Source organism: Candidatus Omnitrophota bacterium (genome assembly GCA_023227985.1).
GTDB lineage: Bacteria > Omnitrophota > Gorgyraeia > Gygaellales > Profunditerraquicolaceae > JALOCB01.
Genome location: JALOCB010000004.1, coordinates 13,705 through 36,552, shown reverse-complemented (window position 1 = coordinate 36,552; position 22,848 = coordinate 13,705). Strand labels below are relative to the sequence as shown.

Annotated in this window: 24 protein-coding genes; all 24 read left to right on the top strand. The window is 49.4% G+C overall.

All coding sequences use genetic code 11. The annotated features are described in order from the left end of the window. Positions 1 to 37: 37 nt before the first annotated feature. The 24 genes from M0R35_01460 (at position 38) to M0R35_01345 (ending at position 22,817) form a co-directional block, all read left to right on the top strand. Positions 38 to 511 carry a hypothetical protein gene (locus tag M0R35_01460; GenBank protein MCK9594328.1) on the top strand — a complete coding sequence of 158 codons (474 nt, stop codon included), beginning with the start codon at positions 38 to 40 and terminating at the stop codon, positions 509 to 511. After that, positions 498 to 752 carry a Smr/MutS family protein gene (locus M0R35_01455; protein ID MCK9594327.1) on the top strand — a complete coding sequence of 85 codons (255 nt, stop codon included), beginning with the start codon at positions 498 to 500 and terminating at the stop codon, positions 750 to 752. Before M0R35_01460 ends, M0R35_01455 begins: the two co-directional genes overlap by 14 nt. A gap of 146 nt (positions 753 to 898) precedes the next feature. Next, positions 899 to 1,909 (top strand): AmmeMemoRadiSam system radical SAM enzyme, encoded by a 1,011-nt coding sequence (gene amrS / locus M0R35_01450; GenBank protein MCK9594326.1) that lies wholly within the window; start codon positions 899 to 901, stop codon positions 1,907 to 1,909. A gap of 71 nt (positions 1,910 to 1,980) precedes the next feature. Further along, positions 1,981 to 4,698: a calcium-transporting P-type ATPase, PMR1-type gene (locus M0R35_01445; GenBank protein MCK9594325.1), complete on the top strand. Its 2,718-nt coding sequence runs from the start codon at positions 1,981 to 1,983 to the stop codon at positions 4,696 to 4,698. Beyond that, positions 4,677 to 5,561, top strand: coding sequence for a VIT1/CCC1 transporter family protein (locus M0R35_01440; GenBank protein MCK9594324.1), 885 nt, complete (start codon positions 4,677 to 4,679; stop codon positions 5,559 to 5,561). Before M0R35_01445 ends, M0R35_01440 begins: the two co-directional genes overlap by 22 nt. 14 nt (positions 5,562 to 5,575) lie before the next feature. Then, the gene (locus M0R35_01435) at positions 5,576 to 6,532 is read left to right on the top strand and encodes an L-lactate dehydrogenase (protein ID MCK9594323.1); all 957 of its coding nucleotides are present in this window, start codon (positions 5,576 to 5,578) and stop codon (positions 6,530 to 6,532) included. Between the two features lie 14 nt (positions 6,533 to 6,546). After that, positions 6,547 to 7,239, top strand: a complete 693-nt coding sequence (locus M0R35_01430; GenBank protein ID MCK9594322.1) for a rubredoxin — start codon at positions 6,547 to 6,549, stop codon at positions 7,237 to 7,239. 1 nt (position 7,240) lies between these two features. Further along, positions 7,241 to 8,425 carry a flavodoxin domain-containing protein gene (locus M0R35_01425; GenBank protein ID MCK9594321.1) on the top strand — a complete coding sequence of 395 codons (1,185 nt, stop codon included), beginning with the start codon at positions 7,241 to 7,243 and terminating at the stop codon, positions 8,423 to 8,425. A 9-nt stretch (positions 8,426 to 8,434) separates the two neighbouring features. Beyond that, the gene (locus tag M0R35_01420; GenBank protein MCK9594320.1) at positions 8,435 to 8,593 is read left to right on the top strand and encodes a rubredoxin; all 159 of its coding nucleotides are present in this window, start codon (positions 8,435 to 8,437) and stop codon (positions 8,591 to 8,593) included. Positions 8,594 to 8,745: 152 nt separating this feature from the next. Continuing rightward, positions 8,746 to 9,141 carry a class II SORL domain-containing protein gene (locus tag M0R35_01415; protein MCK9594319.1) on the top strand — a complete coding sequence of 132 codons (396 nt, stop codon included), beginning with the start codon at positions 8,746 to 8,748 and terminating at the stop codon, positions 9,139 to 9,141. Continuing rightward, a complete protein-coding gene (locus tag M0R35_01410; protein MCK9594318.1) occupies positions 9,108 to 9,608 on the top strand; it encodes a pyridoxamine 5'-phosphate oxidase family protein in 501 nt (166 codons plus the stop codon). Before M0R35_01415 ends, M0R35_01410 begins: the two co-directional genes overlap by 34 nt. Before the next feature lie 14 nt (positions 9,609 to 9,622). Then, a complete protein-coding gene (locus M0R35_01405) occupies positions 9,623 to 9,859 on the top strand; it encodes a glutathione S-transferase N-terminal domain-containing protein (GenBank protein MCK9594317.1) in 237 nt (78 codons plus the stop codon). A gap of 3 nt (positions 9,860 to 9,862) precedes the next feature. Continuing rightward, entirely contained in the window at positions 9,863 to 10,663 is an 801-nt protein-coding gene (lgt, locus tag M0R35_01400; protein MCK9594316.1) for a prolipoprotein diacylglyceryl transferase, read from the top strand. Positions 10,664 to 10,736: 73 nt separating this feature from the next. Then, positions 10,737 to 11,462: an ATP-binding cassette domain-containing protein gene (locus tag M0R35_01395; protein ID MCK9594315.1), complete on the top strand. Its 726-nt coding sequence runs from the start codon at positions 10,737 to 10,739 to the stop codon at positions 11,460 to 11,462. Beyond that, positions 11,440 to 12,543, top strand: a complete 1,104-nt coding sequence (locus M0R35_01390) for a SufD family Fe-S cluster assembly protein (protein ID MCK9594314.1) — start codon at positions 11,440 to 11,442, stop codon at positions 12,541 to 12,543. The genes M0R35_01395 and M0R35_01390 overlap by 23 nt, the downstream gene beginning before the upstream one ends. A 20-nt stretch (positions 12,544 to 12,563) precedes the next feature. Next, positions 12,564 to 13,040: a glycine zipper domain-containing protein gene (locus M0R35_01385; GenBank protein MCK9594313.1), complete on the top strand. Its 477-nt coding sequence runs from the start codon at positions 12,564 to 12,566 to the stop codon at positions 13,038 to 13,040. 1,153 nt (positions 13,041 to 14,193) lie between these two features. Next, on the top strand, positions 14,194 to 16,296 hold the full coding sequence (gene fusA, locus M0R35_01380) for an elongation factor G (protein ID MCK9594312.1): 2,103 nt from the start codon (positions 14,194 to 14,196) through the stop codon (positions 16,294 to 16,296). A gap of 127 nt (positions 16,297 to 16,423) precedes the next feature. Next, a complete protein-coding gene (locus tag M0R35_01375; protein ID MCK9594311.1) occupies positions 16,424 to 18,541 on the top strand; it encodes a sodium-translocating pyrophosphatase in 2,118 nt (705 codons plus the stop codon). 132 nt (positions 18,542 to 18,673) lie between these two features. After that, positions 18,674 to 19,876, top strand: a complete 1,203-nt coding sequence (locus M0R35_01370; GenBank protein MCK9594310.1) for a homocysteine biosynthesis protein — start codon at positions 18,674 to 18,676, stop codon at positions 19,874 to 19,876. Between the two features lie 52 nt (positions 19,877 to 19,928). Next, a complete protein-coding gene (locus M0R35_01365) occupies positions 19,929 to 20,150 on the top strand; it encodes a NifU family protein (protein ID MCK9594309.1) in 222 nt (73 codons plus the stop codon). Continuing rightward, positions 20,147 to 20,554, top strand: coding sequence for a 4Fe-4S binding protein (locus M0R35_01360; GenBank protein MCK9594308.1), 408 nt, complete (start codon positions 20,147 to 20,149; stop codon positions 20,552 to 20,554). The genes M0R35_01365 and M0R35_01360 overlap by 4 nt, the downstream gene beginning before the upstream one ends. A gap of 58 nt (positions 20,555 to 20,612) precedes the next feature. Next, positions 20,613 to 21,569, top strand: coding sequence for a biotin--[acetyl-CoA-carboxylase] ligase (locus tag M0R35_01355; protein MCK9594307.1), 957 nt, complete (start codon positions 20,613 to 20,615; stop codon positions 21,567 to 21,569). Between the two features lie 11 nt (positions 21,570 to 21,580). After that, positions 21,581 to 22,024 (top strand): DUF296 domain-containing protein, encoded by a 444-nt coding sequence (locus M0R35_01350; protein MCK9594306.1) that lies wholly within the window; start codon positions 21,581 to 21,583, stop codon positions 22,022 to 22,024. A 7-nt stretch (positions 22,025 to 22,031) separates the two neighbouring features. Next, entirely contained in the window at positions 22,032 to 22,817 is a 786-nt protein-coding gene (locus M0R35_01345; protein MCK9594305.1) for a DUF3108 domain-containing protein, read from the top strand. The last annotated feature ends 31 nt before the right edge of the window (positions 22,818 to 22,848 follow it).

Below are 22,848 nucleotides of genomic sequence, written 5' to 3'. Positions count from 1 at the left end.
TGGCTTGCAAGACCGGGTCTTGGAATAGAGGAGACGAATGGATAAAAAACAGATCAATCGGATAATCGCGAAAGAGGGATTGATAATTATAGGGCTGGGCATCGCGTTGTATTTACTGCTGCGGGTTTTTACGCAAATACCCATTGTGTTCCCAAAGTATCGATTGGCGTTTGTTAACGGGCAAACTTGCACTATAAATATATATCCGGAGATCCGCAGCGGTTATAATTCTAAAGAGCTTATGGAAGAAGCGCTTAATCCAGCGCCAAAACTTATTAAGAAACGGATAAAGGAATTTATGGATACGGCAGGCATTAAAGCTACTTTAAAAGGATCGCGTTGTGTAAATCCCGGGGCGATTTATCGGTCTAGACTATTCGTTCGCTTTTTAAATAAACCGTTTATTTTTAAAATATTCATTCTTTATTTAACTTTATTGCTTATCCGTTTTGTTGCCTGGGCGGTTGGGATATTCGGGGAGAGGCGCGTAAAGAATAATGGCAAAAATTAAGCTGGATCTGCACGATATCTTTAATAAAGGAAGGGCAATTGATGTTGAGCTTAAGCGTGTCATTGAAGAAGCGGTGCGAAAAGGCATCACTTTAGTTGAGATCATCCCCGGCAAGGGCAGCGGGCAATTGAAGAAACACGTTTTGCGTTTCTTACAGCAGCCGGAGATAAAACTGCTGTATCATCGAATAGAAAAAGACGATAAGAATTTCGGCAGAGTTTTTGTGCACTTCCGAAAATAATAAGGAGATGCTGCCATAAAGATAGTGAGGACTGTGTCACCAAGCGAGTTCCGCAGACCGAAGGTCGAGGACTGTTCGAGCGACTGACACAGTCCTCACTGACCTAATGCTATGACAGGATCCGCAAATTTTGATGAGGTGCAAAAATGAAAGAAGCGCTGCTCTATGAGAAATTAAAGAATAAGCAGGCCCATTGTTTTCTCTGCAGCCACCAGTGTAATATCCCTGACCAGAAATTCGGTTTCTGCGGGGTCAGGCAGAATCTGGACGGCACGCTTTATACCCATGTTTACGGCAAGGTGATCGCCGCCAATGTCGATCCAATCGAGAAAAAACCGCTTTATCATTTCTTGCCCGGATCCAAAAGTCTTTCTATTGCCGCTATCGGATGTAATTTCCGCTGCAGCTTCTGCCAGAACTGGGAGATATCCCAGGTTTCGCTGAAAGACGGCTCAGTGCCCTGGGGCCAGGAGTTTGCTCCGGAAGATATAGCGGCCAGCGCGATAAAGCAAAATTGCCAGAGTATATCCTATACCTATACCGAGCCGACTGTTTTCTTTGAATATGCCCTGGAGATTGCCAAGTTCGCCCGGGCTAAAGGGCTCCACAATATCTTTGTCACCAATGGTTATATGAGCGCTGAGGCGGTCAGGATGCTTAAGCCCTATCTTAGTGCGGCGAATGTTGACCTTAAATTCTTTAATGAAAGTTCATACAGGAGATTTTGCGGTGGAAGTCTTGATCCGGTCCTGGATTCGATCAGGCTTTTGCGCAAATCGGATATATGGGTTGAAGTAACTACGCTGGTTGTCCCGGGTAGCAATGATTCCCCTGAGGAGTTAAAGAGTATAGCGGAGTTCCTGGCTGGAGTGGACAAGGATATCCCCTGGCATATATCCAGGTTCTATCCGAATTATAAATTCACTTCCCAGGATCCTACGCCCGAAGAAACCTTAAAACTGGCTATGAAGCTGGGCTATGACGCGGGCCTAAGATATGTATATGTAGGTAATGTTTACAGCTGGGGAAATGACAGCCTTTGCCCTAATTGCCAGAAGACGCTGGTCAAAAGAAAAGTCTATGATATCCGGGAGAACAATATAGAGAAGTCCAAATGCAAGTTCTGCAGCCATCCTATCCCGGGAGTATTTAAATAGCGGTCAAACTTGCCGTAAAACAATGATTGTGCGATAATATAGGTAATAAATAACCTCAAAAAGGAAGGGTAATGAAAGCAGCTTGGCAGTCGGAGATACACGAAATAGAAAAAACGCTGGATACCAGCTTGAATAAGGGGCTTACTCAGCAGGAAGCCGCAGCCCGCAAGGTTAAATACGGGCCTAACTCGTTGAAGGAAAAGAAGCCGGTAAGCCTGCTGGTCAAATTCCTGGAACAATTCAATGATTTTATTATCTGGATATTGATCGCTGCGGCCCTGGTTTCGGGCTTCTTGCGGGAATGGATCGATGCCCTGGCGATCATCGGCATTGTCATCCTGAACGCCTTAATGGGTTTTATCCAGGAATACCGCGCGGAAAAATCCCTGGCCGCTCTGAAGAAACTGTCCAGCCCGAATTCCAAGGTTTTTCGTGACGGCCAGCCCAAGGTGATCCCTTCCGCGGAAATTGTCCCCGGAGATATAATCGAGCTTGAAGCGGGGGACCATGTGCCCGCGGATAGCCGTTTATTCTGGGTCAGTTCGAATTTCTCGACCCTGGAAGCATCGCTTACCGGGGAATCCACGCCTGTGGATAAGACCCAGCAGGCTTTGCCGGAAAAAGAAGTGCCTTTGGCTGAACGGGCGAATATGGTTTACCTGGGCACATCAGTAGCGTCAGGCAAGGCCCGGGCGGTAGTTATCAGCACCGGGATGAGCACAGAATTAGGCAAGATCGCCGGGATGATCCAGGATATAAAGCAGGAGGATACTCCTTTACAGAAAAAATTAGAGGAATTCGGCAAGTGGATAGTTTATGTGTGCTTTGTTTTGGTCGGGATGGTTTTTCTTCTGGGGTTGTTCCGGGGAGGGTTCAACCGGGATAATTTGATAGCGATGTTTTTGACCGCAGTAAGTTTGGCGGTCGCTGCTATCCCCGAGGGCCTGCCGGCGGTAGTGACGATTGCCCTGGCTTTAGGCGTGCAGCGCATGGTCAAACGCAATGCCCTTATCCGCAAGCTCCCGTCAGTGGAAACCCTGGGCTGCGCTACGGTGATCTGCTCGGATAAAACCGGGACTCTTACCAAGAACGAAATGACCGTGCAGGCGGTTTATAGCGGTAACCGGTTATTCAAGGTAAGCGGTATCGGCTATGAACCTGCGGGGGAATTCAGTTCTGACGGAACAAAAATAAATCCGGCTGATTTTCCGGACCTGAAACAAATGCTTTTGTCCGCGGTATTATGCAATAGTGCGCAGTTGACCAAAGGCGAAAAAGGTTACCGGATATTCGGAGACCCGACCGAGGCATCTTTGTTGACCGCGGCGGCAAAGGCGGGTATTTATAAAGATCGCGCAGAAGGTGAATTTCAGTTTATTGAGGAGATCCCTTTTGATTCAGTGCGCAAGAAGATGAGCGTTGTCCGTCAGGCAAAGGATCAGAAGATGCGCGCCTTTGTTAAAGGCGCTCCGGACATATTATTGAATGACTGTTCCTATATACAGGATAACGGGGATATCCGGCAATTGACCGCGGCGGATAGGGAAAGGATCAGCAAGAGCAATATCGATCTGGCTAACCAGGCCATGCGCGTCCTGGCTGTCGCTTTCCGGCCCCTGGATGCCCAGACTAAAGAATATGAAGCGGCGGATATCGAGAAGGATCTGATATTTTTGGGGCTAGCGGCAATGATCGACCCGCCCCGGGAGGAAGTAAGGGCGGCGGTCAATATCTGCAAGAGCGCGGGGATCAAGACAGTGATGATAACCGGAGACCATAAGAATACCGCTGTGGCTATTGCCCAGGACCTGGGATTCTTTAAAGGCGGATCCTGGGCTTTGAGCGGAGAGGAGCTTGACCGCTTGAGCGATGCGCAGCTAGAAAAAGAGATCGAGCGCATACCGGTTTACGCCCGGGTATCCCCGGAGCATAAATTAAGGATAGTGCGAGCCTGGCGCAGAAGGGGAGAGGTCGTGGCCATGACCGGCGACGGGGTTAATGACGCCCCGGCGGTAAAAGAGGCGGATATCGGCGTAGCCATGGGGATCACCGGTACGGATGTGACCAAAGAAGTGTCGGATATGGTTATCACCGACGATAATTTCGCCTCTATAGTCGCGGCAGTGGAAGAGGGACGGGGCATATATGATAATATAAAGAAATTCATCCATTATCTTTTGTCCTGCAATGCCGGAGAAATATTAGTGATGTTTGTATCTTCGCTTTTAGGCATGCCTGTTCCGCTTTTGCCCATACACATACTCTGGGTGAACCTGGTCACCGACGGATTTCCCGCGCTTGCTTTGGGGGTTGATCCTGTCGAACCCAAGGTGATGCAACGCATGCCCAGAAAGCCCAACGAGCCGGTGGTTAACCGGTCCCGGGGAATAATTATGTTGGTCCAGGGAAGTTTTATAGCTTTTTGCAGTTTGCTGGCTTTTTGCCTGGTGCTCTACCTGGAAAAAGAAGGCCTGGCCAGGGCCCGGACAGCGGCTTTTGTGGTGCTCTCTTGCAGCCAGTTATTCCATTCGTTCAATTGCCGGAGCATGACCGAGTCGCTTTTTAAAATAGGCATATTCACCAACAAAAAACTTATCCTGGCCTGCCTGGTTTCATTCTTTCTGCAGATGGCTGTAGTGTATATGCCGTTCCTGCAGACAGTATTCAAGACTGAAGCCCTCGGCTTATTTGATTGGTTCCTGGTGATCGCGATCTCCTCGTTCCCGTTATGGGCAATGGAATTATACAAGTTCTTTAGCCGGCGAAAATGCCAAAAAGGAACATGCTGACGCAGGAATTAAAAAAGAATGTCCTGAAGGCCCAGAGAAATGAAATAACCGAGTATTTTATTTATCATCAAGTTGGGCAAACGCTGAAGGATAAAGGGCGGGCAGCCATCCTGGAAAAGATATCCCGGGATGAATTGTCGCACTATGAATTCTGGAAAGGTATTTCCGGCGAGGATGTCGAGCCGGACCGGTTAAAGATATTATTTTATGTCTGGGTAGCCAGGATCTTCGGGATCACCTTTGGCTTGAAACTTTTAGAGAACGCAGAGGCCCTGGCTCAGGATTTCTATGTTAAATTAAGGGACGTATCACCTGCGGTCTCCCGGCTCATCGATGATGAGGAAGCGCATGAAAAAGAACTTATCGACCTGGTAGACGAAGAAGGCCTGATGTATGTTAGTTCCGTGGTTCTCGGGCTAAATGACGCGTTAGTGGAATTGACCGGCGCGCTGGTGGGTTTCAGCCTGGCATTGCAGAAAACCCGCCTGGTTGCTATAGTCGGATTGATCACCGGGATCGCCGCGGCTCTATCTATGGCTGCTTCGGAATACCTTTCCACCAAGCAGGAGGAAACAAAGAAGGATCCCTTAAAGGCCAGTATTTATACCGGGATCGCCTATTGTTTTACCGTGGCTTTATTGATCTCGCCGTATTTGATTTTCAAGAATATATTTGTTTGTTTAAGCCTGGTTGTTCTTTTCGCGCTGCTGGCGATCTTTATTTTTACTTTTTATATCTCGGTAGCGAAAGGTTTGAAATTCAAGGCGCGATTTATGGAAATGGCAGGTATAAGTTTGGGGATCGCCGGTATAAACTTCCTGATCGGGCTGGCGATACGTAAATGGATAGGCGTGGATGTTTAGAGAAAGAGGGCGTTATGGATGATCTTAGACCCAAGGTTTCGATAATCGGATGCGGCAACGTAGGCATGCGCTATGCGTATGCTTTAATGAGCAGGGCGCTGGCCAGGCAGATCGTGATAGTGGACCTGGACCGCAAGAGGCTGGAAGGCGAGGTAATGGACCTTTCCCACGGCGCTCCGTATATACCGGCGGTAGAAGTGATCGCGGGCGATTACCCGGATATCAGGAATTCCGACATTGTGGTTATAACCGCGGGCAGCAAACAAAAGCCCGGACAATCCCGGATCGATCTGGTCAGGGATAACGCGGGCCTGTTTAAGCGGATGATCCCGGAGATCATAAAGCACGCGCCGAACGCCCTTTTACTTGTAGTAACTAATCCCGTGGATATCCTGGCTTACGCCGCTTATAAGATCTCCGGAAAGCCTGCCGGCCAGGTGATGAGTTCCGGCACGGTTTTAGATACCGCGCGTTTTCGTTTCCTGTTAAGCAAACATTGCGGGGTGGATCCGCATAATATCCACGCCTATATCCTGGGAGAGCACGGGGACAGCGAATTCGCGGTCTGGAGCAAGGCGATGATCGGCGGGGCGCTATTTAAGAATTATTGTTCGGTATGTTCGAATAACCATATCTGCCGCCCTGAGGACGAATTCAATTCCATCTTCGCCGAGGTAAGGGATTCGGCGTATAAGATAATCGAGCGCAAAGGCGAAACCTCTTACGGCATAGGCCTTGCGCTGGTCAGGATCACCCAGGCGGTCATCAATGATGAAAACGCCATTTTGCCGGTTTCTTCTCTGATCAACGGATATCTTGGGGTTAAAGATGTATACCTGAGCCTTCCGGCGGTAGTCAACAAAAGCGGGGTCCGGCAGGTCTTGGAATTGGATATGGACGAGTCCGAGCAAAAGGCGTTCAGGAATTCGGCAGAGGCGGTAAAAAAAGTAATTAAGGATGTCGGGCTGTAAAAGGAGAGCGTTATATGGATCTTAGCGTCCTGCATAATATTAGTTACGGGATGTATATAGTCTGTTCTTATAAAAATGGCCGGACTAATGGCCAGGTCGCCAATACCGTATTTCAGATCACCAGCGAGCCCGCGACTATAGCGGTAAGCATCAATAAGAATAATCTTACCCACGAGTTCATCCGGGAAAGCCGCAGGTTCACGGTATCAGTGCTTACCCAAAACTGCCCTTTGGACCTTATCGGCAAGTTCGGCTTTAAGAGCGGGCGCGAAATAAATAAATTTGAGAATGTGCAGTTCTCCGCGCTGGATTCCGGATGCCCGGTTGTTTTAGAGCATACCCTGGCATATCTTGAAGCAAAGGTGGTCAAGGAATTGGATTGCGGCACGCATACCCTTTTTCTGGGGGAGATAACCGCATCGAAATTGTTGAAGGAAGCCGTGCCCATGACCTATGATTATTACCATAAGGTCAAGCGCGGGACAACCCCGCAGTCAGCCCCGACTTTTATTAAGGGCGAGGATAAGCAGGAGATCCCCGGGGCCGGGCAGAAATACCGCTGCGAAGTATGTAATTATATATATGATCCCGCGCTGGGTGACCCGGATTCCGGGATAGTTCCAGGCACGCTGTTTGAGGATATTCCTGATAGCTGGCGTTGTCCGGTGTGCGGGGCGGATAAGAGCCAATTTGTAAAGGAGCCCTGATATGAAACCGCAGGAGATAAAGAAAGGGATCTATTGGGTCGGCGTGGTGGATTGGAACGTGCGCAATTTCCACGGCCATACCTACACCACTAAAAGAGGGACAACCTATAATTCTTATCTTATTGTTGATGACAAAATCGCGCTGATCGACACTGTCCTGCCCGCTTTCGCTCCGGAATTCATCGCCAGGATCAAAGAAGTGATCGATCCGGCAAAGATAGATTATGTTATAGCCAATCATGTGGAAACCGATCATTCCGGGGCAATGCCGGAGTTGATGAAATTATGCCCCGGGGCCAAAGTGCTGGGAACGCAGAAATGCAAAGAAGGCCTGTATAAGCATTATTACGCTGACTGGGATTTTCAGGCGGTTAAAAGCGGCGACGGGATAAAATTAGGCAGCCGCAGGCTTGTTTTCCTGGAAGCTCCAATGCTGCATTGGCCGGACAGCATGTTCACTTATATCCCGGAAGACGAGATGCTTATGCCCAACGACGCCTTTGGCCAGCATTACGCCACTTCCGCCAGGTTTAACGACCAGGTGGATCAATCTGTTTTAATGGAGGAAGCCAGGAAATATTACGCCAATATCCTCTGGCCTTTAAGCGGATTGGTTTTGCGCAAGATCGAAGAAGTGCAGAAGATGAACATTCCGATAAAAATGATCGCCCCCAGCCATGGGCTTATCTGGCGCAGCGATCCCGCTCAGATAATCAAAGCTTACCTTGGTTGGGCCGGCCAGAAGCCATCGGCCAAAACAGTGATAGTCTATGAAACCATGTGGGGATCGACCGGGAAAATGGCCAAAGCCATATCCAGGGGGTTGATCGATTCCGGGATGGAAGTGCAGCTTTTTGATATAAACCAGGCTGACCGGACCGAGGTGATCACTGAAATGCTCGATGCCCGGGGTTTTCTTTTCGGCTCATCCACGCACGACAATGATATGCTCCCGCAGATCTCCGGTTTTCTGGAACTGGTCAAAGGTTTTAAAGCCAAGAACAGGATCGCCGGCGTATTCGGGTCTTTCGGCTGGGCAGGCGGCGCGGTTAAAGAGATAGAAGACGTGGTGAAGCTTTCAGGGATAGAGCTGGCAGTGCCTTCTATTTCGGCTAAATTCGTCCCGGACACTGATGAATTGAACGCGTGCTATGAATTCGGCAGATCATTCGCCGGGAAAATCTAAGGAGGGGCTATGGCAAAATATCGCTGCACTGTCTGCGGTTATATTTATGATCCGGCGGTTGGCGATCCCGCGGCGGGGATCAAGCCTGGTACCGCTTTTGAGAATATTCCGGATACCTGGGTATGTCCGGAATGTGGAGTGGGCAAGGATATGTTCGAGAAGGTGTAATTAGCACCCGGCGCTAATTGGTATAGCGTTGGTGTTGGGGTAATAATTGACACCCCGCGCTATTCGGAATTGCGCGGGTGTTGAGATAGTAATTTGTACCCAGCGCTAATCGGAATTGCGCTGGTATTGTGTCTCTACACAAGAGGTGGAAAATGGCTGAATTAAAGGATTTATTCCAGAACGCGGATTGGAAGAAAGAAAAGCACGTCCCGGTCATTGAGGCTGCGACAGAAGCTAAAAAAGGCGAAGCAGTGCAGGTAAAACTCAGCGTAGGCAAAGAGATCCCGCATCCTAACACCACAGAGCATCATATCCGCTGGATCGAGGCGTATTTTCTCGCGGACGGGGAAAAGTTCCCGGTCCAGATAGCCAGGTTCGAGGCCTGCAGCCATGGTGAATCCGCCCAGGGGCCGAATGCCTCCACTGTTTATTCCCGGCCGGAATTCGCCTTTAGTTTTTTAAGCGATAAACCGGGAACGATCCTGGTTTCTTCGTATTGCAACATCCACGGCCTTTGGCAGAATTCGCAACGGCTGGAAGTGAAATAAAAGATATGCGCGCCCTTTCCGAGGAAGTAGTCGATTTCTTTAAGAAACAGAGTTTTGTGATCGTTTCGACCATTGATCACAATGGCGGGGTCAATAGCTCCTGCAAGAGCATAGTCAAGCTGGATAAATCCGGCAGGGTATATCTTTTGGATCTTTACTTAAAGCATACTTTCGTCAACCTGAAGAAGAATCCCCGGATGAACATCACTGCCGCTGATGAGCATTCCTTCCAGGGATATTGCCTTAAAGGAAAAGCCAGGGTGGTCAAAATAAACCAGCTCCCGGAGAATATTACCAGGCTTTGGGAGGAAAAGGTGGCGGTAAAGATAAGCCAGCGGATAATCCGGGATCTCCGGGAAGAAAAAAGCGCCGGCCGGCATCCGGAGGCGGCGTTCCCCAAGCCGCAGTATATGATAGTAATGGAGGTCGAAGAGGCGGTCGACCTTACCCCGCGTCATTTGAAATGAACAGGGAGGCGAAAATGGCCAAGAAAGTCCTGGTTTACAGCACAGCTACCTGCCCTTACTGCGTGCGCGCGAAACAATTCCTGAACGAGAATAAAATACCTTATGAAAGTTATGACGTCGGAGCTGATGAACAAAAGGCCGATGAGATGGTCTCCAAGTCCGGGCAAATGGGCGTGCCGGTAATTGATATTGACGGAAAGATCATTATCGGATTTGACAAAGAAACGATAAAAAAGACACTGGGGTTATAGGTTATGTTCAGGGTATTGTTCAAATTAGGCGGGTTCAATATTTATTCTTACGGGGCTCTGCTGGCTTTGGCCTTTGTCTGCGGGACGCTTCTGGCTGCTGTGCGCGGCCATAAGCAGGGCATAGACAAGAATAAGATAATGGACTTAAGCCTGTATATCGCCATCTCGTCTATATTGGGGGCGAGAATAATGTTCGTGGTAATGAACTGGAATTATTATATGGCCAATCCGCTGGAGATGGTCAAGCTCTGGGAAGGCGGCCTGGTGTTTTACGGCGGGTTGATCTGCGCTTTTATTGTTGCGGTATTTTTTCTCATTAAGAACAAGCTATCGATTATGAAGGTCCTGGATATTTTCGCCGCACCGCTGGCATTGGGTATTGCTATCGGCAGGATCGGCTGTTTTCTGAACGGGTGCTGCTACGGCAAGATATCCCCGCGTTTCGGCGTGAGTTACCCGGCTTTGGGCGACCCTCCTGCTTTCTCTCAACAGGTGGCAGACGGATTAATATCCGGGAATGCCCGGTGTTCTTTGCCTGTCCTGCCCACGCAGCTTTATTTATCCGCAGCCTGTTTGGTTATCTTCTTTTTTTTATGGCGGCTTGAACAACGCAGGAATTTCCCCGGTTTCTTATTCTGGGTTTTTATACTGTTTTATTCTTTTACCAGGTTTATAATCGAGAGCCTGCGTTATTACGACGCTAATTTTATTTTATCCGGGATCAGTGTGTCTCAATGGATCAGCCTGCTGTTGATGGCGATCTCCGCGGCAGCCATTATTGTCGGATACCGCCGCAGGGTGTAATACAAAGGGTTTATTGCCTATAAATCCCTTTTGTGTTAGAATATCCGGAATTAACCAAAGAGGGCGTATAGAGATGTTGGAAGTGATAGATCTTTCAGTCGAGGTGGCGGGCAAGCCGATACTTGAGGGTATTAATTTTTCCATCAAGAAAGACCGGCCGGCTGTGCTTTTTGGGCCCAATGGCAGCGGTAAAAGCACGCTTTTAAAGACGGTTATGGGTTTTTCCGGGTACGCTGTCAAAAAAGGCGATATAGTCTTTAAGGGCAAGAAAATAAACGGCCTTTCCATAGAAGAGCGGGTCAAGCTCGGCTTGGGGATAATGTACCAGCATCCGCCGAGCATCACCGGGGTTAAGCTTTCTCAGATAGCCGGGTTCTTATCGAAAGACGAAAAGGCGGTCAATGAATTAGCCGAAAGGCTTTCTTTGTCCGATCATCTGCCCCGGGATATAAATATGGGTTTTTCCGGAGGAGAGATGAAACGTTCGGAACTTTTTCAGATAGTATTGCAGGATCCCGACCTTTTGCTTTTGGATGAGCCGGAGTCAGGGGTGGATCTGGAAAACATATCTATTATGGGGAATGCCTTGAACGAGTATCTTTCCCGCCCGGGCAAATCGGCTTTGATGATCACCCATACCGGTTATATCCTGGATTATGTCAAGGCCCAGAACGGCTGCGTAATGATCGACGGCAGGCTATGGTGCGTTGGCAATCCCAAGGAGATGTTCGTGAGCATAAGGAAATTCGGATACGAAAAATGCAAGGAGTGTTTGCATGTCCAGGGAAGAGTTAGCTAAACATATTGAACCGGGGGAGAATGAGGCGCTTGCCTCATCCGGATTGGATGCCTCGGAAGATACCCGTTCCGCCAGTTTTCTTCAGAAAGACGGCAGGGTGATGTTCTCCCGTAGCCTTACCAAGGACGTGGATATATTGGATATTAGAGAGGCCCTGGAAAAGGAGCCTCAGGCCCGGGAGTATTTAGGCCAGGCATTCGACCGGCTGGGGCGCGAGTATCCTAAAGACACAGAAGGCGGGTATTTTATCCGGATCAAAAAAGGCGCAGTTGTGCAGATGCCCATTCAGGCCTGTCTTTTTTTGAAATCTCAGGGGTTTAAGCAAAAGGTGCATAATGTAGTGGTAGTGGAAGAGGGCGCAAAGGTATATTTGATCACCGGCTGTTCCGCGGCTGATTCCGCTAAAGAGGGGTTCCACCTGGGATTATCCGAGTTCTTTCTTAAAAAAGGCGCTTATCTTAATTTCACTATGATCCATTCCTGGCGGGAGGATGTTTCCGTAAAGCCCGTGGGGATCGCTTTGCTTGAAGAGGATTCTGTTTACGTATCCAATTATATCTGCCTTAAGCCGGTCAAGGAAATCGTTATGTATCCGACTGCCGTGCTTTCCGGGGATAATTCACGGGCAAGTTTCAATTCGTTGATACTTTCTCATCCCGGATGCCTGCATGATATAGGGTCCAGGGCTATAATGCGCGGGAAAAATACGCAAAGCGAGATGATCGTCAGGGCGGTAAGCCTGGGAGGGAATGTCATATCCCGCGGCCACGTGAAAGCCGAGACTCCTAATGTCAAAGGCCACCTGGAATGCCGCGGCCTGATCCTTTCGGAGAAAGGCCATATCCACGCGATACCGGAGATGGAAACCGATTATCGGGACGTGGAGCTTTCGCATGAAGCGGCTATCGGCAAGATCAGTAAAGATGAAATAGAATACCTGTGTTCCCGGGGTTTCAGCGCTGTGGAGGCGCAGTCGATAATCGTGCGTGGGTTTATGGATGTGAATATACTTGGCCTTCCCGCGGCGCTTCAGCAAGAAATAGCCGGGCTTGAGGAAAAGACTTTAACGGCCAGTTTTTGATCAATATTAAGGAGGAAGCAATGAAAAAGATCACAGTTGTTTTTTTATCGGCGGCAATGGTTTTTTCCATTATCGGGTGTCAGAATTCGCCTAACCGGGCAGGCGAAGGCGCGGTTATCGGGGGCTTGGTCGGCGCCGGCGCCGGGATGATCATTGGGAACCAGGGCCGAGACAGGGGCAAAGGCCGGGGCGAAGGCGCGTTGATCGGAGGAGCGCTGGGGGCTTTAGGCGGGGCATTGGTGGGCAGCCAGATACAAAAGCAGCCGGCCCAGCAGCAGTCCGTTCAATCCCAGCAGCAGGCCCAGGCAGCGTTAAATCCCAACCAGATGAGCTTGCAGCAGATCGTGGACCTGACTCAACAGGATATTCATGAGGATGTGATTATTGATCGCATCAGGCTGAGCAATTCCAAATTCAGCCTTACCCCGGAAGATGTTACTTATCTCCAGCAAAACAAGGTAAACGAGAAAGTAATTAAGGTTATGCAGGGGTTATAATAGCCAGCCCATTATCAAGGCCGGGTCTTACAACTGATTGCGCGTCAATAGGTTGGGAGATCCGGCCTTGTTGTTTGGGGGAGGAAAGCGTTTTCAGATATCCTGCGCTAACCCCTTGAAAGTAAACGGTTAATGTAGTATATTTAAAGAAAGTATTTTCTATTCCTATATATAAGTCCGGAGAAGCATTATGACTTACATGTTGATCGGGATATTGGCTCTTTTTATAGTTATCGGCCTGGGATGGTATTTTATGACTATCCCGGCAGCTGATGATAAAAACAAGAAAAAGGCCCCGGTTCAGGATCCGCGGATAACCAAACTGCAGGAACAGGCTGCCGGTCTTAGCGCTGAATTGGAAAAAATAAATGCCGATCGCGTTGAGTTGCAGAAAAACCTGGATGCCGCCAGGAAATCCGAGGCAGGGTTTAAGGAAGAGCTGCTCAAGCGCAAAGAATGGTTTGATCGCAATGAAGAGGATGCCAATAAAATAAAAAGAGAGGCGATAGAGAACAAGGACGTGCTTTTTCAGAAAGAAAAAGAACTGGTGTTGGAATATTCCAAGAACGTGGATCTGAACCGGGATTTGCGGGCAGCCGCTGAGAGGTACAGCAAGCTTGAAGATGAGAACAAGGCCAAGGCCGAAGAGATGGAGAAGATGCGCCATCAGATAGCCCGTCTGTTGAAAGACCTGGAGGCTAAGGCCGATGAAGCCAAGGAGCTTTCTCGTACCGTGCGGAAGATGAGGAAAGACCTGGAGGAAAGCGAATGGATCTCCAAGAAAGATTTTAACAGTCTTAATGAAGAATACAGCAAGTTGGAAGAGGAATTAGGGGAAAAAGACAAGGCGCTGGAAAGAAAAGAAGCGATGATCAAGGATTTATACGCCCAGGTCCAGCGCCAGTCCGTTCCGTCCCCGGTTAAAGTTGAAGAAGTAAGGACGGAGATCCCCCAAGTCCTTGCGGAATCTGTGCCTGAACCTCAACCAATCGCTCCCGCAGAAGATGAGAAGCCGTTAGTTCAACCGGCAGGAGAGATTCCTGTTATTCCGGAATCTGTTCCGGAAGCCGCGCCGGATATCCCGGACCCTGCGGCCGAGCCTGTTTTGGAAGAAGCGCCCGCCGAGGCCGTAGAAGCAAAGCCTAAAGTATTCATTGCCCCGGAAATAGAACTGCAGAAAGTAAGGAATATCGGGATTATGGCGCATATCGACGCCGGGAAAACCACCACCACAGAGCGTATACTGTATTACACCGGGAAATCATATAAGATCGGCGAGGTTCATGACGGCAAGGCCCAGATGGACTGGATGAAGCAGGAGCAGGAAAGAGGGATCACCATTACTTCGGCAGCCACTACCTGTTTCTGGAAAGACTGTCGGATCAATATCATTGATACACCGGGCCATGTGGATTTTACTGTTGAGGTGGAGCGCAGTTTGCGCGTGCTTGACGGCGCGGTTGCGCTTTTTTGCGCTGTAGGCGGGGTTGAGCCGCAGTCGGAAACAGTCTGGAGACAGTCGAATAAATACAATGTAGCCAAGATCGCCTTTGTGAATAAGATGGACCGCACCGGAGCGGATTTTTTCGCTGTATTGACCGGGATCGAAAAAATATTGGGAGCTAACGCGGCAGCCTTGGAGATACCTTTGGGCGCCGAGGATAAATTCCGCGGGGTGATCGACTTGATCGAAATGAAGTCCTATATTTACGACGATGAAACAATGGGCAAGGAATATAAGATCGAAGATATCCCCGAGGGATATAAGGAAAGCGCCGCTAAATACCGGCATATCCTGCTGGAGAGGGCAGTGGCTTTCGACGATGAGTTGATGAAAAAGTACCTGGAATCGCCGGATTCCGTGACTACAGAAGAACTGGTAAGAGTTATCCGTAAGGGGACTGTGGCGAATAAACTTGTTCCGGTGCTTTGCGGGGCGTCTTTTAAGAATAAGGGAGTGCAAAAGCTTCTGGATGCGGTAAATATGTTCCTGCCGTCTCCGCTGGATGTCCCTGCGGTCAAGGCGACCAGCCCTGATAATACGGAAAACTCGATAGAGCGTAAACCTGACAGCAATGAGCCTTTTTGCGGTCTGGCTTTCAAGGTCCAGACCGACCCGCATATGGGTAAACTGGTTTATGTGCGGGTTTATTCGGGAAGGTTGGACAACAGCACTTATGTCTTGAATGTGACCAAGAACAAAAGAGAAAGGATCGGCCGCATCCTGCAGATGCACGCGAATCAGCGCGAACCAAAAGAGCATGCCTTTGCCGGAGATATCGTGGCGGTGATCGGCCTGGGAAATACCGTGACCGGGGATACGCTCAGCGATATGGACAGCCCGGTTTTGTTAGAGACGATCCAGTTCCCGGTGCCTGTGGTTTCTTTAAGTATCGTGCCGAAAAGCAGGGCTGACCAGGATAAGCTTGGTAAAGGTCTGGCCAAGCTTACTGAAGAAGACCCGACATTTATCGTGCAATCCGATCAGGAGACCCAAGAGACAGTGCTTACCGGTATGGGCGAATTGCACCTGGAGATCATCGTTGACCGGCTGAAGAACGAGTTTGGAGTGGACGCGGTAGTAGGAAAACCCAAGGTGGCTTACCGCGAAACTATCCAGGCCATCGCTAAGGATGAGTATAAGCATATAAAGCAATCCGGCGGGCGCGGCCAATACGGCCATGTGGTTTTTGAGATATCCCCCAATGAGCCGGGCAAAGGGTTTGAATTCATCAACAGCATAAAAGGCGGGGCTATTCCCCGCTCGTTCTTCCCTGCAATAGAAAAGGGCGTTGTTGAGGCGATGAAAAACGGTGTTTACGCGGGGTATCCTGTTGTGGATATAAAGATCAACCTCCTGGATGGTTCGTTCCACGACGTGGATTCCTCGGAACTGGCTTTTAAACTGGCGGCAATAGCTTGTTTTAAGAAGGTGTTCATGAAAGCCAGCCCTGTGCTGCTTGAACCGTCAATGTCTTTGGAGGTCACTACCCCTGAGGAATACGTCAACGGCGTGATCAGCTATATCTGTTCCCGCAGAGGAAAGGTGCTGGGGATGGAGATGAAAGGCAATCAGAAGGTCGTTGACGCGGAAGCCCCGCTTTCCGAGATGTTCGGTTATGCCACCGGGTTCCGTTCGCTTTCCAGCGGCAGGGCCAATGCCTCCATGGAATTCGATAAATACGCGCAAGTCCCTGCTGAGGTAGCCGCGAAGATACTCGAAGAGAAGCAGAAGCAAAAAGAAGCCCAAGCGTAGTTCCGGATACATCCAGTCCACTTCAGCATCTTTTCTTATAATATAACCTATCCTTAAATTCCATTGACTAATATAACGTTTTGTGTTAATTTAGAGGCTCAAATTTCATTAACTAATGGAGGAAAGTATGCATTTTGATCTGTTGTTGCTTGCCCCTGTGGGTTCGATTCTAGCTCTGGGATTTGCTTTCTATTTGGCGGTATCTTTATTGAGGATGGATGAAGGCACGGATAAAATGAAAGAGATCGCCTTGGCGGTCCGGATAGGCGCGCAGGCCTATCTGAAGAGGCAATACATAGGCGTAGCCGTGTTCTTTTTTGTAGTTTTTTTCATACTGCTTGCCTTGGCGTATATGAAGTACCTGGTTATGTTCGTCCCGTTCGCTTTTTTGACCGGCGGGTTCTTTTCCGGGCTTTCCGGTTTTATCGGCATGACCATAGCCACTAAGGCTTCAAACCGCACAGCTGCCGCTGCAACAAAGAGCCTGAACGCCGGCCTGCGTTGCGCGTTTTCCAGCGGCGCGGTAATGGGAATGACCGTGGTAGGTTTGGGGCTGTTGGATTTGAGTATCTGGTATTATTTTCTTGATTGGTATTATACGGCCCACCCGGTTGTTATTGGAATGGATAAGATCGCCGCGATCACCTCTACAATGCTTTGTTTCGGCATGGGCGCAAGCTCTCAGGCGCTTTTTGCCCGCGTTGGCGGCGGTATCTTCACCAAGGCGGCTGACGTCGGAGCCGATCTGGTAGGCAAGGTGGAAGCAGGCATACCGGAAGATGACCCGAGAAATCCCGCGGTTATAGCGGATAATGTCGGCGATAATGTCGGCGACGTTGCCGGTATGGGCGCCGATCTTTACGAATCTTATGTCGGTTCCATAGTCGCCACTTCAGCTTTAGGCGTTGCCGCGGGATTGGGCCTTGCCGGGGTCACCGTGCCCCTGGTTATGGCGGCAGTAGGGGTTATCGCTTCGATAATCGGGACTTTCTTCGTCCAGAGCAAGGAAAACGCCAGTCAGTCAGTGTTGTTGGCCGCTTTGAGGAAAGGCGTGTTCACCAGCTCTTTGATCGTGGCAATAATCTCTTATTTCCTGATCAGGCATATTTTGGGGGCGGAGCATATAGGGGTTTACTGGTCGGTTCTTTCCGGCTTGATCGCCGGGGTGATCATCGGCTTGGTCACTGAATACTATACATCCAGCGGTTTTAAACCGACCCAAACTATCGCCGATTCAGCGCTAACCGGGCCGGCTACTGTAATAATCAGCGGTTTGGCGGTGGGTATGATGTCTACAGCTATACCGGTATTAGTGGTTTGTATTGCTATAATGGCTAGTTTCTTTTTATCAGGCGGCGCGCAGGATTTCAACATCGGCCTTTACGGCATAGCGATCTCGGCTGTAGGCATGCTGTCCACGCTGGGGATCACCTTAGCCACTGACGCCTATGGCCCGGTCGCGGATAATGCCGGCGGTAACGCCGAGATGTCGCATCTTCCTCCTGAAGTAAGGAAAAGGACCGATGCCCTGGATTCATTAGGAAATACCACAGCCGCCACAGGCAAAGGGTTTGCCATCGGCTCAGCTGCTTTGACCGCTTTGGCTTTGATCGCCGCATATCGGGACCAGGTTATTATGACCGTGCAGCAAAGAGGCATCGACTTCAACCTGGATCTTAGCCTGATGAACCCCAATGTGTTGATTGGGTTGTTCGTCGGCGCAATGATGCCGTTCCTTTTTTGTTCGATGACAATGCGCGCGGTAGGCAGGGCAGCCGGGAAAATAGTCGTAGAGGTCCGCCGGCAGTTCAAGGAGATAGTCGGTTTGATGGAAGGCAAAGCCAAGCCGGATTATGCCCGGTGTGTGGATATCGCCACCGCTGCCGCGCAGCAGGAAATGATCCTGCCGTCTTTATTGGCTATCACTGCCCCGATCATCGTGGGGTTATTGGCAGGGGTTAACGCGGTTGCCGGGCTTTTGTGCGGAGCCACGGTCACCGGTTTCGTGTTGGCGATAATGATGGCTAATTCCGGCGGCGCCTGGGACAATGCCAAGAAATATATAGAGGAAGGCCACCACGGCGGAAAAGGCTCTCAGGCCCATAAAGCCGGCGTAGTAGGGGATACCGTGGGCGACCCGTTCAAAGATACCTCCGGGCCGTCTTTGAACATCCTGATCAAGCTGATGTCTATGGTGTCGATCGTTTTCTCGGCGTTCATCATCTCTAACTCGTTGTTTAAATAGATAAAACTGTTTATTCCTAACGGAAAAGGCAGGGCTGAGCGAACGCCCTGCCTTTTTTGTTTTTATTTGTTTAAAAGCCATTAATTTGGTATAATATTGGTTAATTAAAGGTTTATAGGAGGCGCAAGATAAATGAAGACTATTGCTGAAATAAACCAGAAGATCAAGACCGGCGAAGTAGTGGTGGTTACCGCCGAAGAGATCATAGATCTGGTGGATAAAAAAGGGCTTAAGAAGGCCAGCCAGGAAGTGGACGTGGTTACTACCGGCACTTTCGGGCCGATGTGTTCTTCCGGAGCTTATTTTAATATAGGCCACTCAAAACCCAGGATAAAGCTGGGCGCCGGCGTCTGCAAGCTCAATGACGTGCCGGCTTATACCGGGTTCGCCGCAGCGGATGTTTATCTGGGGGCGGCTGCTTTGCCGGATGATGATCCCCGCAACAAGGTATATCCCGGCGAGTTCAAATACGGCGGCGGACATGTGCTTCAGGAATTGCTGGAGGGAAAAGACCTGCGGCTGGAGGCGTCTGCCTACGGAACTGATTGTTATCCGCGCAGGAAGCTGGAGACCTGGATCAACCTCAAGGACCTTAATGAGGCAGTGCTTTTTAATATACGCAATTGTTACCAGAATTATAATGTGGCGGTAAATCTTTCGGATAAAATGATCTACACCTATATGGGCGCGTTAAAGCCGAATATGGGCAATGCCAATTATTCCTCGTCCGGCCAGCTTTCGCCTTTATTGAAAGACCCGTGTTATAAGACCATAGGCGTGGGCACCAGGATATTCCTGGGCGGCGGAGTGGGGTATATCGCCTGGCACGGGACCCAGCACAATCCTGGCGTTCAGCGTAAGAATAACGGCACGCCGACCGCAGGGGCGGGGACTATTGCGGTCATCGGCGACCTGAAACAAATGAAGGCCGAATGGCTAAGAGGGACGAGCATGCTGGGCTATGGCGCGACCCTGACCGTGGGTATAGGAGTGCCTATACCTATATTGAACGAAGAGATCGCAGCTTATGCCGCGATAAAGGATGAGGATATCTATACCCAGATAGTGGATTATTCCCAAGCCTATCCCCAGTTGGTTCCGGGTTCTTTGGGCGAGGTAAGTTATAAAAAGCTGAAATCCGGCAAGATCAGCATTGAGGGCAAGGATGTTCCTACTGGAGCTCTTTCCAGTTATTCCAAGGCTAAAGAGATTGCCGAAGAATTAAAGGCCTGGATCAAAAAAGGGGATTTTCTGCTCAGTGAGGCAGTAAGCCCTTTACCCGGCAAGGATTCCGGGTATACCTTTAAACCGCTGAAAGAAAGACCGATAGAGTAAAAACTATCCGGACAGCCGACATCCGGTTGCCTCGGGTCATTAAGGAGCTTAAATGAAAGTAAAAGTAGAGAAGGCTTTGGATAAAGTAAGAGAGATGCTGGCTGTTGAAGGCGGCAATGTCGATCTGGTAGAAGTTACGCCTGAAGGCATAGTCAAGGTAAGGTTGACCGGGGCATGCGGCTGTTGTCCGATGAGCCAGATGACCCTGAAAATGGGCATAGAACGCATACTAAAACAAGAGGTCCCGGAGGTAAAAGAGGTAGTCGCCGTATGACCACAAAACGAATAGTCCTTCATTTCCCGCATCGCCTGGTTGACCAGCCGATAGTTTACAAGTTAGTGAAGGATTATAACCTCAAATTTAATATCCTTAAGGCTTACGTTACTCCACAGGAAGAAGGGTTGATGGTCCTGGAATTGATCGGACAGTCCGATGATTTCAAGAAAGGCCTGGAATACCTGAATTCATCCGGAGTAAAGATGCAGCCTTTGGGAGAGGATATTATCCGTAATACCGCTAAATGCACGGATTGCGGTTTATGCGTGCCTATTTGTCCGGCCCAGGCGCTGGTGGTCGATCCCCAGACCCGTAAAATACTCTTCCATGAGAAGAAATGCATTGCCTGCGAGCTCTGCGTAAAGGTTTGTCCCACGCATGCCATGGAACTGCATTTTTAGATCTTTCTTGCCCTCCGGTTGAATAAACAGCTGACAACAGGATAATCTTTGAGGCCATATGCAGGATAAGATACTCGGGCTTTTACGAAAAAAAACCGAATATATTTCCGGGGAAGATATAAGCCGGCACCTGGGAGTGACCCGGCAGGCTTTGTGGAAACACATCCAGGAACTGAGGGATGACGGTTATGATATAGTCGCGATCCCGCATTTGGGGTACCGTATCTTATCCTGCCCGGACAGATTGTATCCCGCGGAAATAGCCGAAGGCCTGGGAACAAAATTTATCGGCCGCAAGATCCATTATTACGACCATTTGCCTTCTACAATGGACGCGGCAATGGAATTATGCAGCCAGGGCGTTGCCGAAGGCACCGCGGTTATCGCGGAATATCAGACCAAAGGCAGAGGCAGGCTGGGCCGCAGTTGGGTATCCACGAGATACAAAGGCATCTATTGCACATTTATATTAAGGCCGGATATACCGTCCAGCCAGATACCCGTGCTTACCTTAATGACCGCGGTAAGTATCTGTGAAGGGATAAAAGAGTATGCCGGGGTTACAACACAGATAAAATGGCCGAATGATATCCTGGCCAACGGAAAGAAATTAGGCGGGATATTGACCGAGCTTAAAGGCGAGATCGATGCGGCTAATTTTGTGATAATCGGTTTCGGCCTGAACGTGAATAACAGCCGGGAAGAATTGGTCCCGGGGGCCGTTTCATTGAAAGAAGAGAAGAAAGAAGAGGTCAACCGGCAGGAGCTTTTAAAAGAGATCCTGCGCAGGGTCGAGGAGAACTACGGTATCTTTGCCAAAAAAGGCAGCGCGACAATATTGGATAAATGGCGCGGGTATAATATTACCCTTGGCCGCAGGATAAAACTGGCCTGTCGTAAAGAACATCTGGAAGGCCAGGCCTTGGATATTGATTCGGACGGAGGGCTTTTGGTGCGCAGGGATTCCGGGATAGTGGAGAAATTCATGGCCGGGGACATCGTGCATCTGAGATAGCGGAGGATTTGATGGAATATACCAAGGGCAAGTTGGGCAGAATATTCCTTTTGAAATTCAGCGATGATGATGTAATGCTTAAGGAAGTCGAAAGATTCTGCCGCCGTGAGAAGGTCAAGACCTGCGTATTCGTTTTTCTGGGTGCGCTCAAAAAAGGCAACCTGGTCACCGGGCCGAAAAAACCGGTTATCCCACCGCAGCCCAACTGGGTGAATTTCAAAGATGGTTGGGAGGCTATGGGCATCGGCACGGTTTATACCAATGCCGCGGGCCCGCAAATACATATCCACAGTTCAATTGGCAAGAAGGCGAAGTCCCTTACCGGATGCGTGCGCAAGGATTCTCGCATCTTCCTGGTGATCGAGGCGGTTGTTTTTGAGCTTAAGGGACTTAAGGCGACCAAAGGGATCGATCCTAAGACCGGGCTTAATCTTTTAAGGATACTCGGGAAATGACCCGGATATGCCGCAATTAATGATGCGTAAATACACTGTATTACTTTTAATAGCCCTGTTTGCGGTCCTGATCATACTGGTGCTGGAGAAGGCAGTCCGGCATGGCCCCGCAGGGGCAGCGCCGGTGAAAAAAACGGAAACAAAAAAGCAGGAATTCCCCGAACGCGTCGGCGAGAAGATCATTTATGACGTTAAAATGGGCAATGTCCGGCTGGGCAAGGCGGAATTCCATCACTTGGCAAAGGTAGAGCTTAACGGCAAAACCGTAAATCAGATCAGCTTTAAAACCGAGCTTTTTCATTTTGTCGACCAGGAGATGATCTACGGAGACCCGGATACGTACCTGCCTTTGAAGGTAGTCCGGGATATTTTATCCTGGCCTAAAAAGGAACAGATCATCGAGGATTATGACCAGCAAAAATATCATCTGGTCATAACTAAATTCGTCGGCAAGAATAAACCGCAGCAGACTGAGATCCAGCGAAACGGCCCGATTCAGAACGCCATATTATTGCCATATTGCGTAAGGCGAATGGCTAAATTGGAGCAGGGTTGGACATTCAAGGCTAACCTGCCCACTCAGAGTTTTGAAATACAGTTCACCGGCATGGAAGATGTGACTGTTCCCGCAGGCACATTCAAATCCTATCATTTTCAGAGCTCACCCAGCCGGTTTGAAATATGGATCAGCGCCGATCAGCGCAAGATCCCTTTGAAGATAAAAGGATCGGGCGGGATAGGTTATGTGCTGTTGATGCGGGAATATATTTTTGATAAAATGCCCTTGTCTTAATAAGGGGATTGCGGCCGTGGTAATGATACGG

Coding starts and splice junctions, on each gene's coding strand:
- M0R35_01460 (MCK9594328.1), top strand. CDS start 38: ATGGATAAAAAACAGATCAATCGGATAATCGCGAAAGAGGGATTGATA.
- M0R35_01455 (MCK9594327.1), top strand. CDS start 498: ATGGCAAAAATTAAGCTGGATCTGCACGATATCTTTAATAAAGGAAGG.
- amrS (MCK9594326.1), top strand. CDS start 899: ATGAAAGAAGCGCTGCTCTATGAGAAATTAAAGAATAAGCAGGCCCAT.
- M0R35_01445 (MCK9594325.1), top strand. CDS start 1,981: ATGAAAGCAGCTTGGCAGTCGGAGATACACGAAATAGAAAAAACGCTG.
- M0R35_01440 (MCK9594324.1), top strand. CDS start 4,677: ATGCCAAAAAGGAACATGCTGACGCAGGAATTAAAAAAGAATGTCCTG.
- M0R35_01435 (MCK9594323.1), top strand. CDS start 5,576: ATGGATGATCTTAGACCCAAGGTTTCGATAATCGGATGCGGCAACGTA.
- M0R35_01430 (MCK9594322.1), top strand. CDS start 6,547: ATGGATCTTAGCGTCCTGCATAATATTAGTTACGGGATGTATATAGTC.
- M0R35_01425 (MCK9594321.1), top strand. CDS start 7,241: ATGAAACCGCAGGAGATAAAGAAAGGGATCTATTGGGTCGGCGTGGTG.
- M0R35_01420 (MCK9594320.1), top strand. CDS start 8,435: ATGGCAAAATATCGCTGCACTGTCTGCGGTTATATTTATGATCCGGCG.
- M0R35_01415 (MCK9594319.1), top strand. CDS start 8,746: ATGGCTGAATTAAAGGATTTATTCCAGAACGCGGATTGGAAGAAAGAA.
- M0R35_01405 (MCK9594317.1), top strand. CDS start 9,623: ATGGCCAAGAAAGTCCTGGTTTACAGCACAGCTACCTGCCCTTACTGC.
- lgt (MCK9594316.1), top strand. CDS start 9,863: ATGTTCAGGGTATTGTTCAAATTAGGCGGGTTCAATATTTATTCTTAC.
- M0R35_01395 (MCK9594315.1), top strand. CDS start 10,737: ATGTTGGAAGTGATAGATCTTTCAGTCGAGGTGGCGGGCAAGCCGATA.
- M0R35_01390 (MCK9594314.1), top strand. CDS start 11,440: ATGTCCAGGGAAGAGTTAGCTAAACATATTGAACCGGGGGAGAATGAG.
- M0R35_01385 (MCK9594313.1), top strand. CDS start 12,564: ATGAAAAAGATCACAGTTGTTTTTTTATCGGCGGCAATGGTTTTTTCC.
- M0R35_01375 (MCK9594311.1), top strand. CDS start 16,424: ATGCATTTTGATCTGTTGTTGCTTGCCCCTGTGGGTTCGATTCTAGCT.
- M0R35_01370 (MCK9594310.1), top strand. CDS start 18,674: ATGAAGACTATTGCTGAAATAAACCAGAAGATCAAGACCGGCGAAGTA.
- M0R35_01365 (MCK9594309.1), top strand. CDS start 19,929: ATGAAAGTAAAAGTAGAGAAGGCTTTGGATAAAGTAAGAGAGATGCTG.
- M0R35_01360 (MCK9594308.1), top strand. CDS start 20,147: ATGACCACAAAACGAATAGTCCTTCATTTCCCGCATCGCCTGGTTGAC.
- M0R35_01355 (MCK9594307.1), top strand. CDS start 20,613: ATGCAGGATAAGATACTCGGGCTTTTACGAAAAAAAACCGAATATATT.
- M0R35_01350 (MCK9594306.1), top strand. CDS start 21,581: ATGGAATATACCAAGGGCAAGTTGGGCAGAATATTCCTTTTGAAATTC.
- M0R35_01345 (MCK9594305.1), top strand. CDS start 22,032: ATGCCGCAATTAATGATGCGTAAATACACTGTATTACTTTTAATAGCC.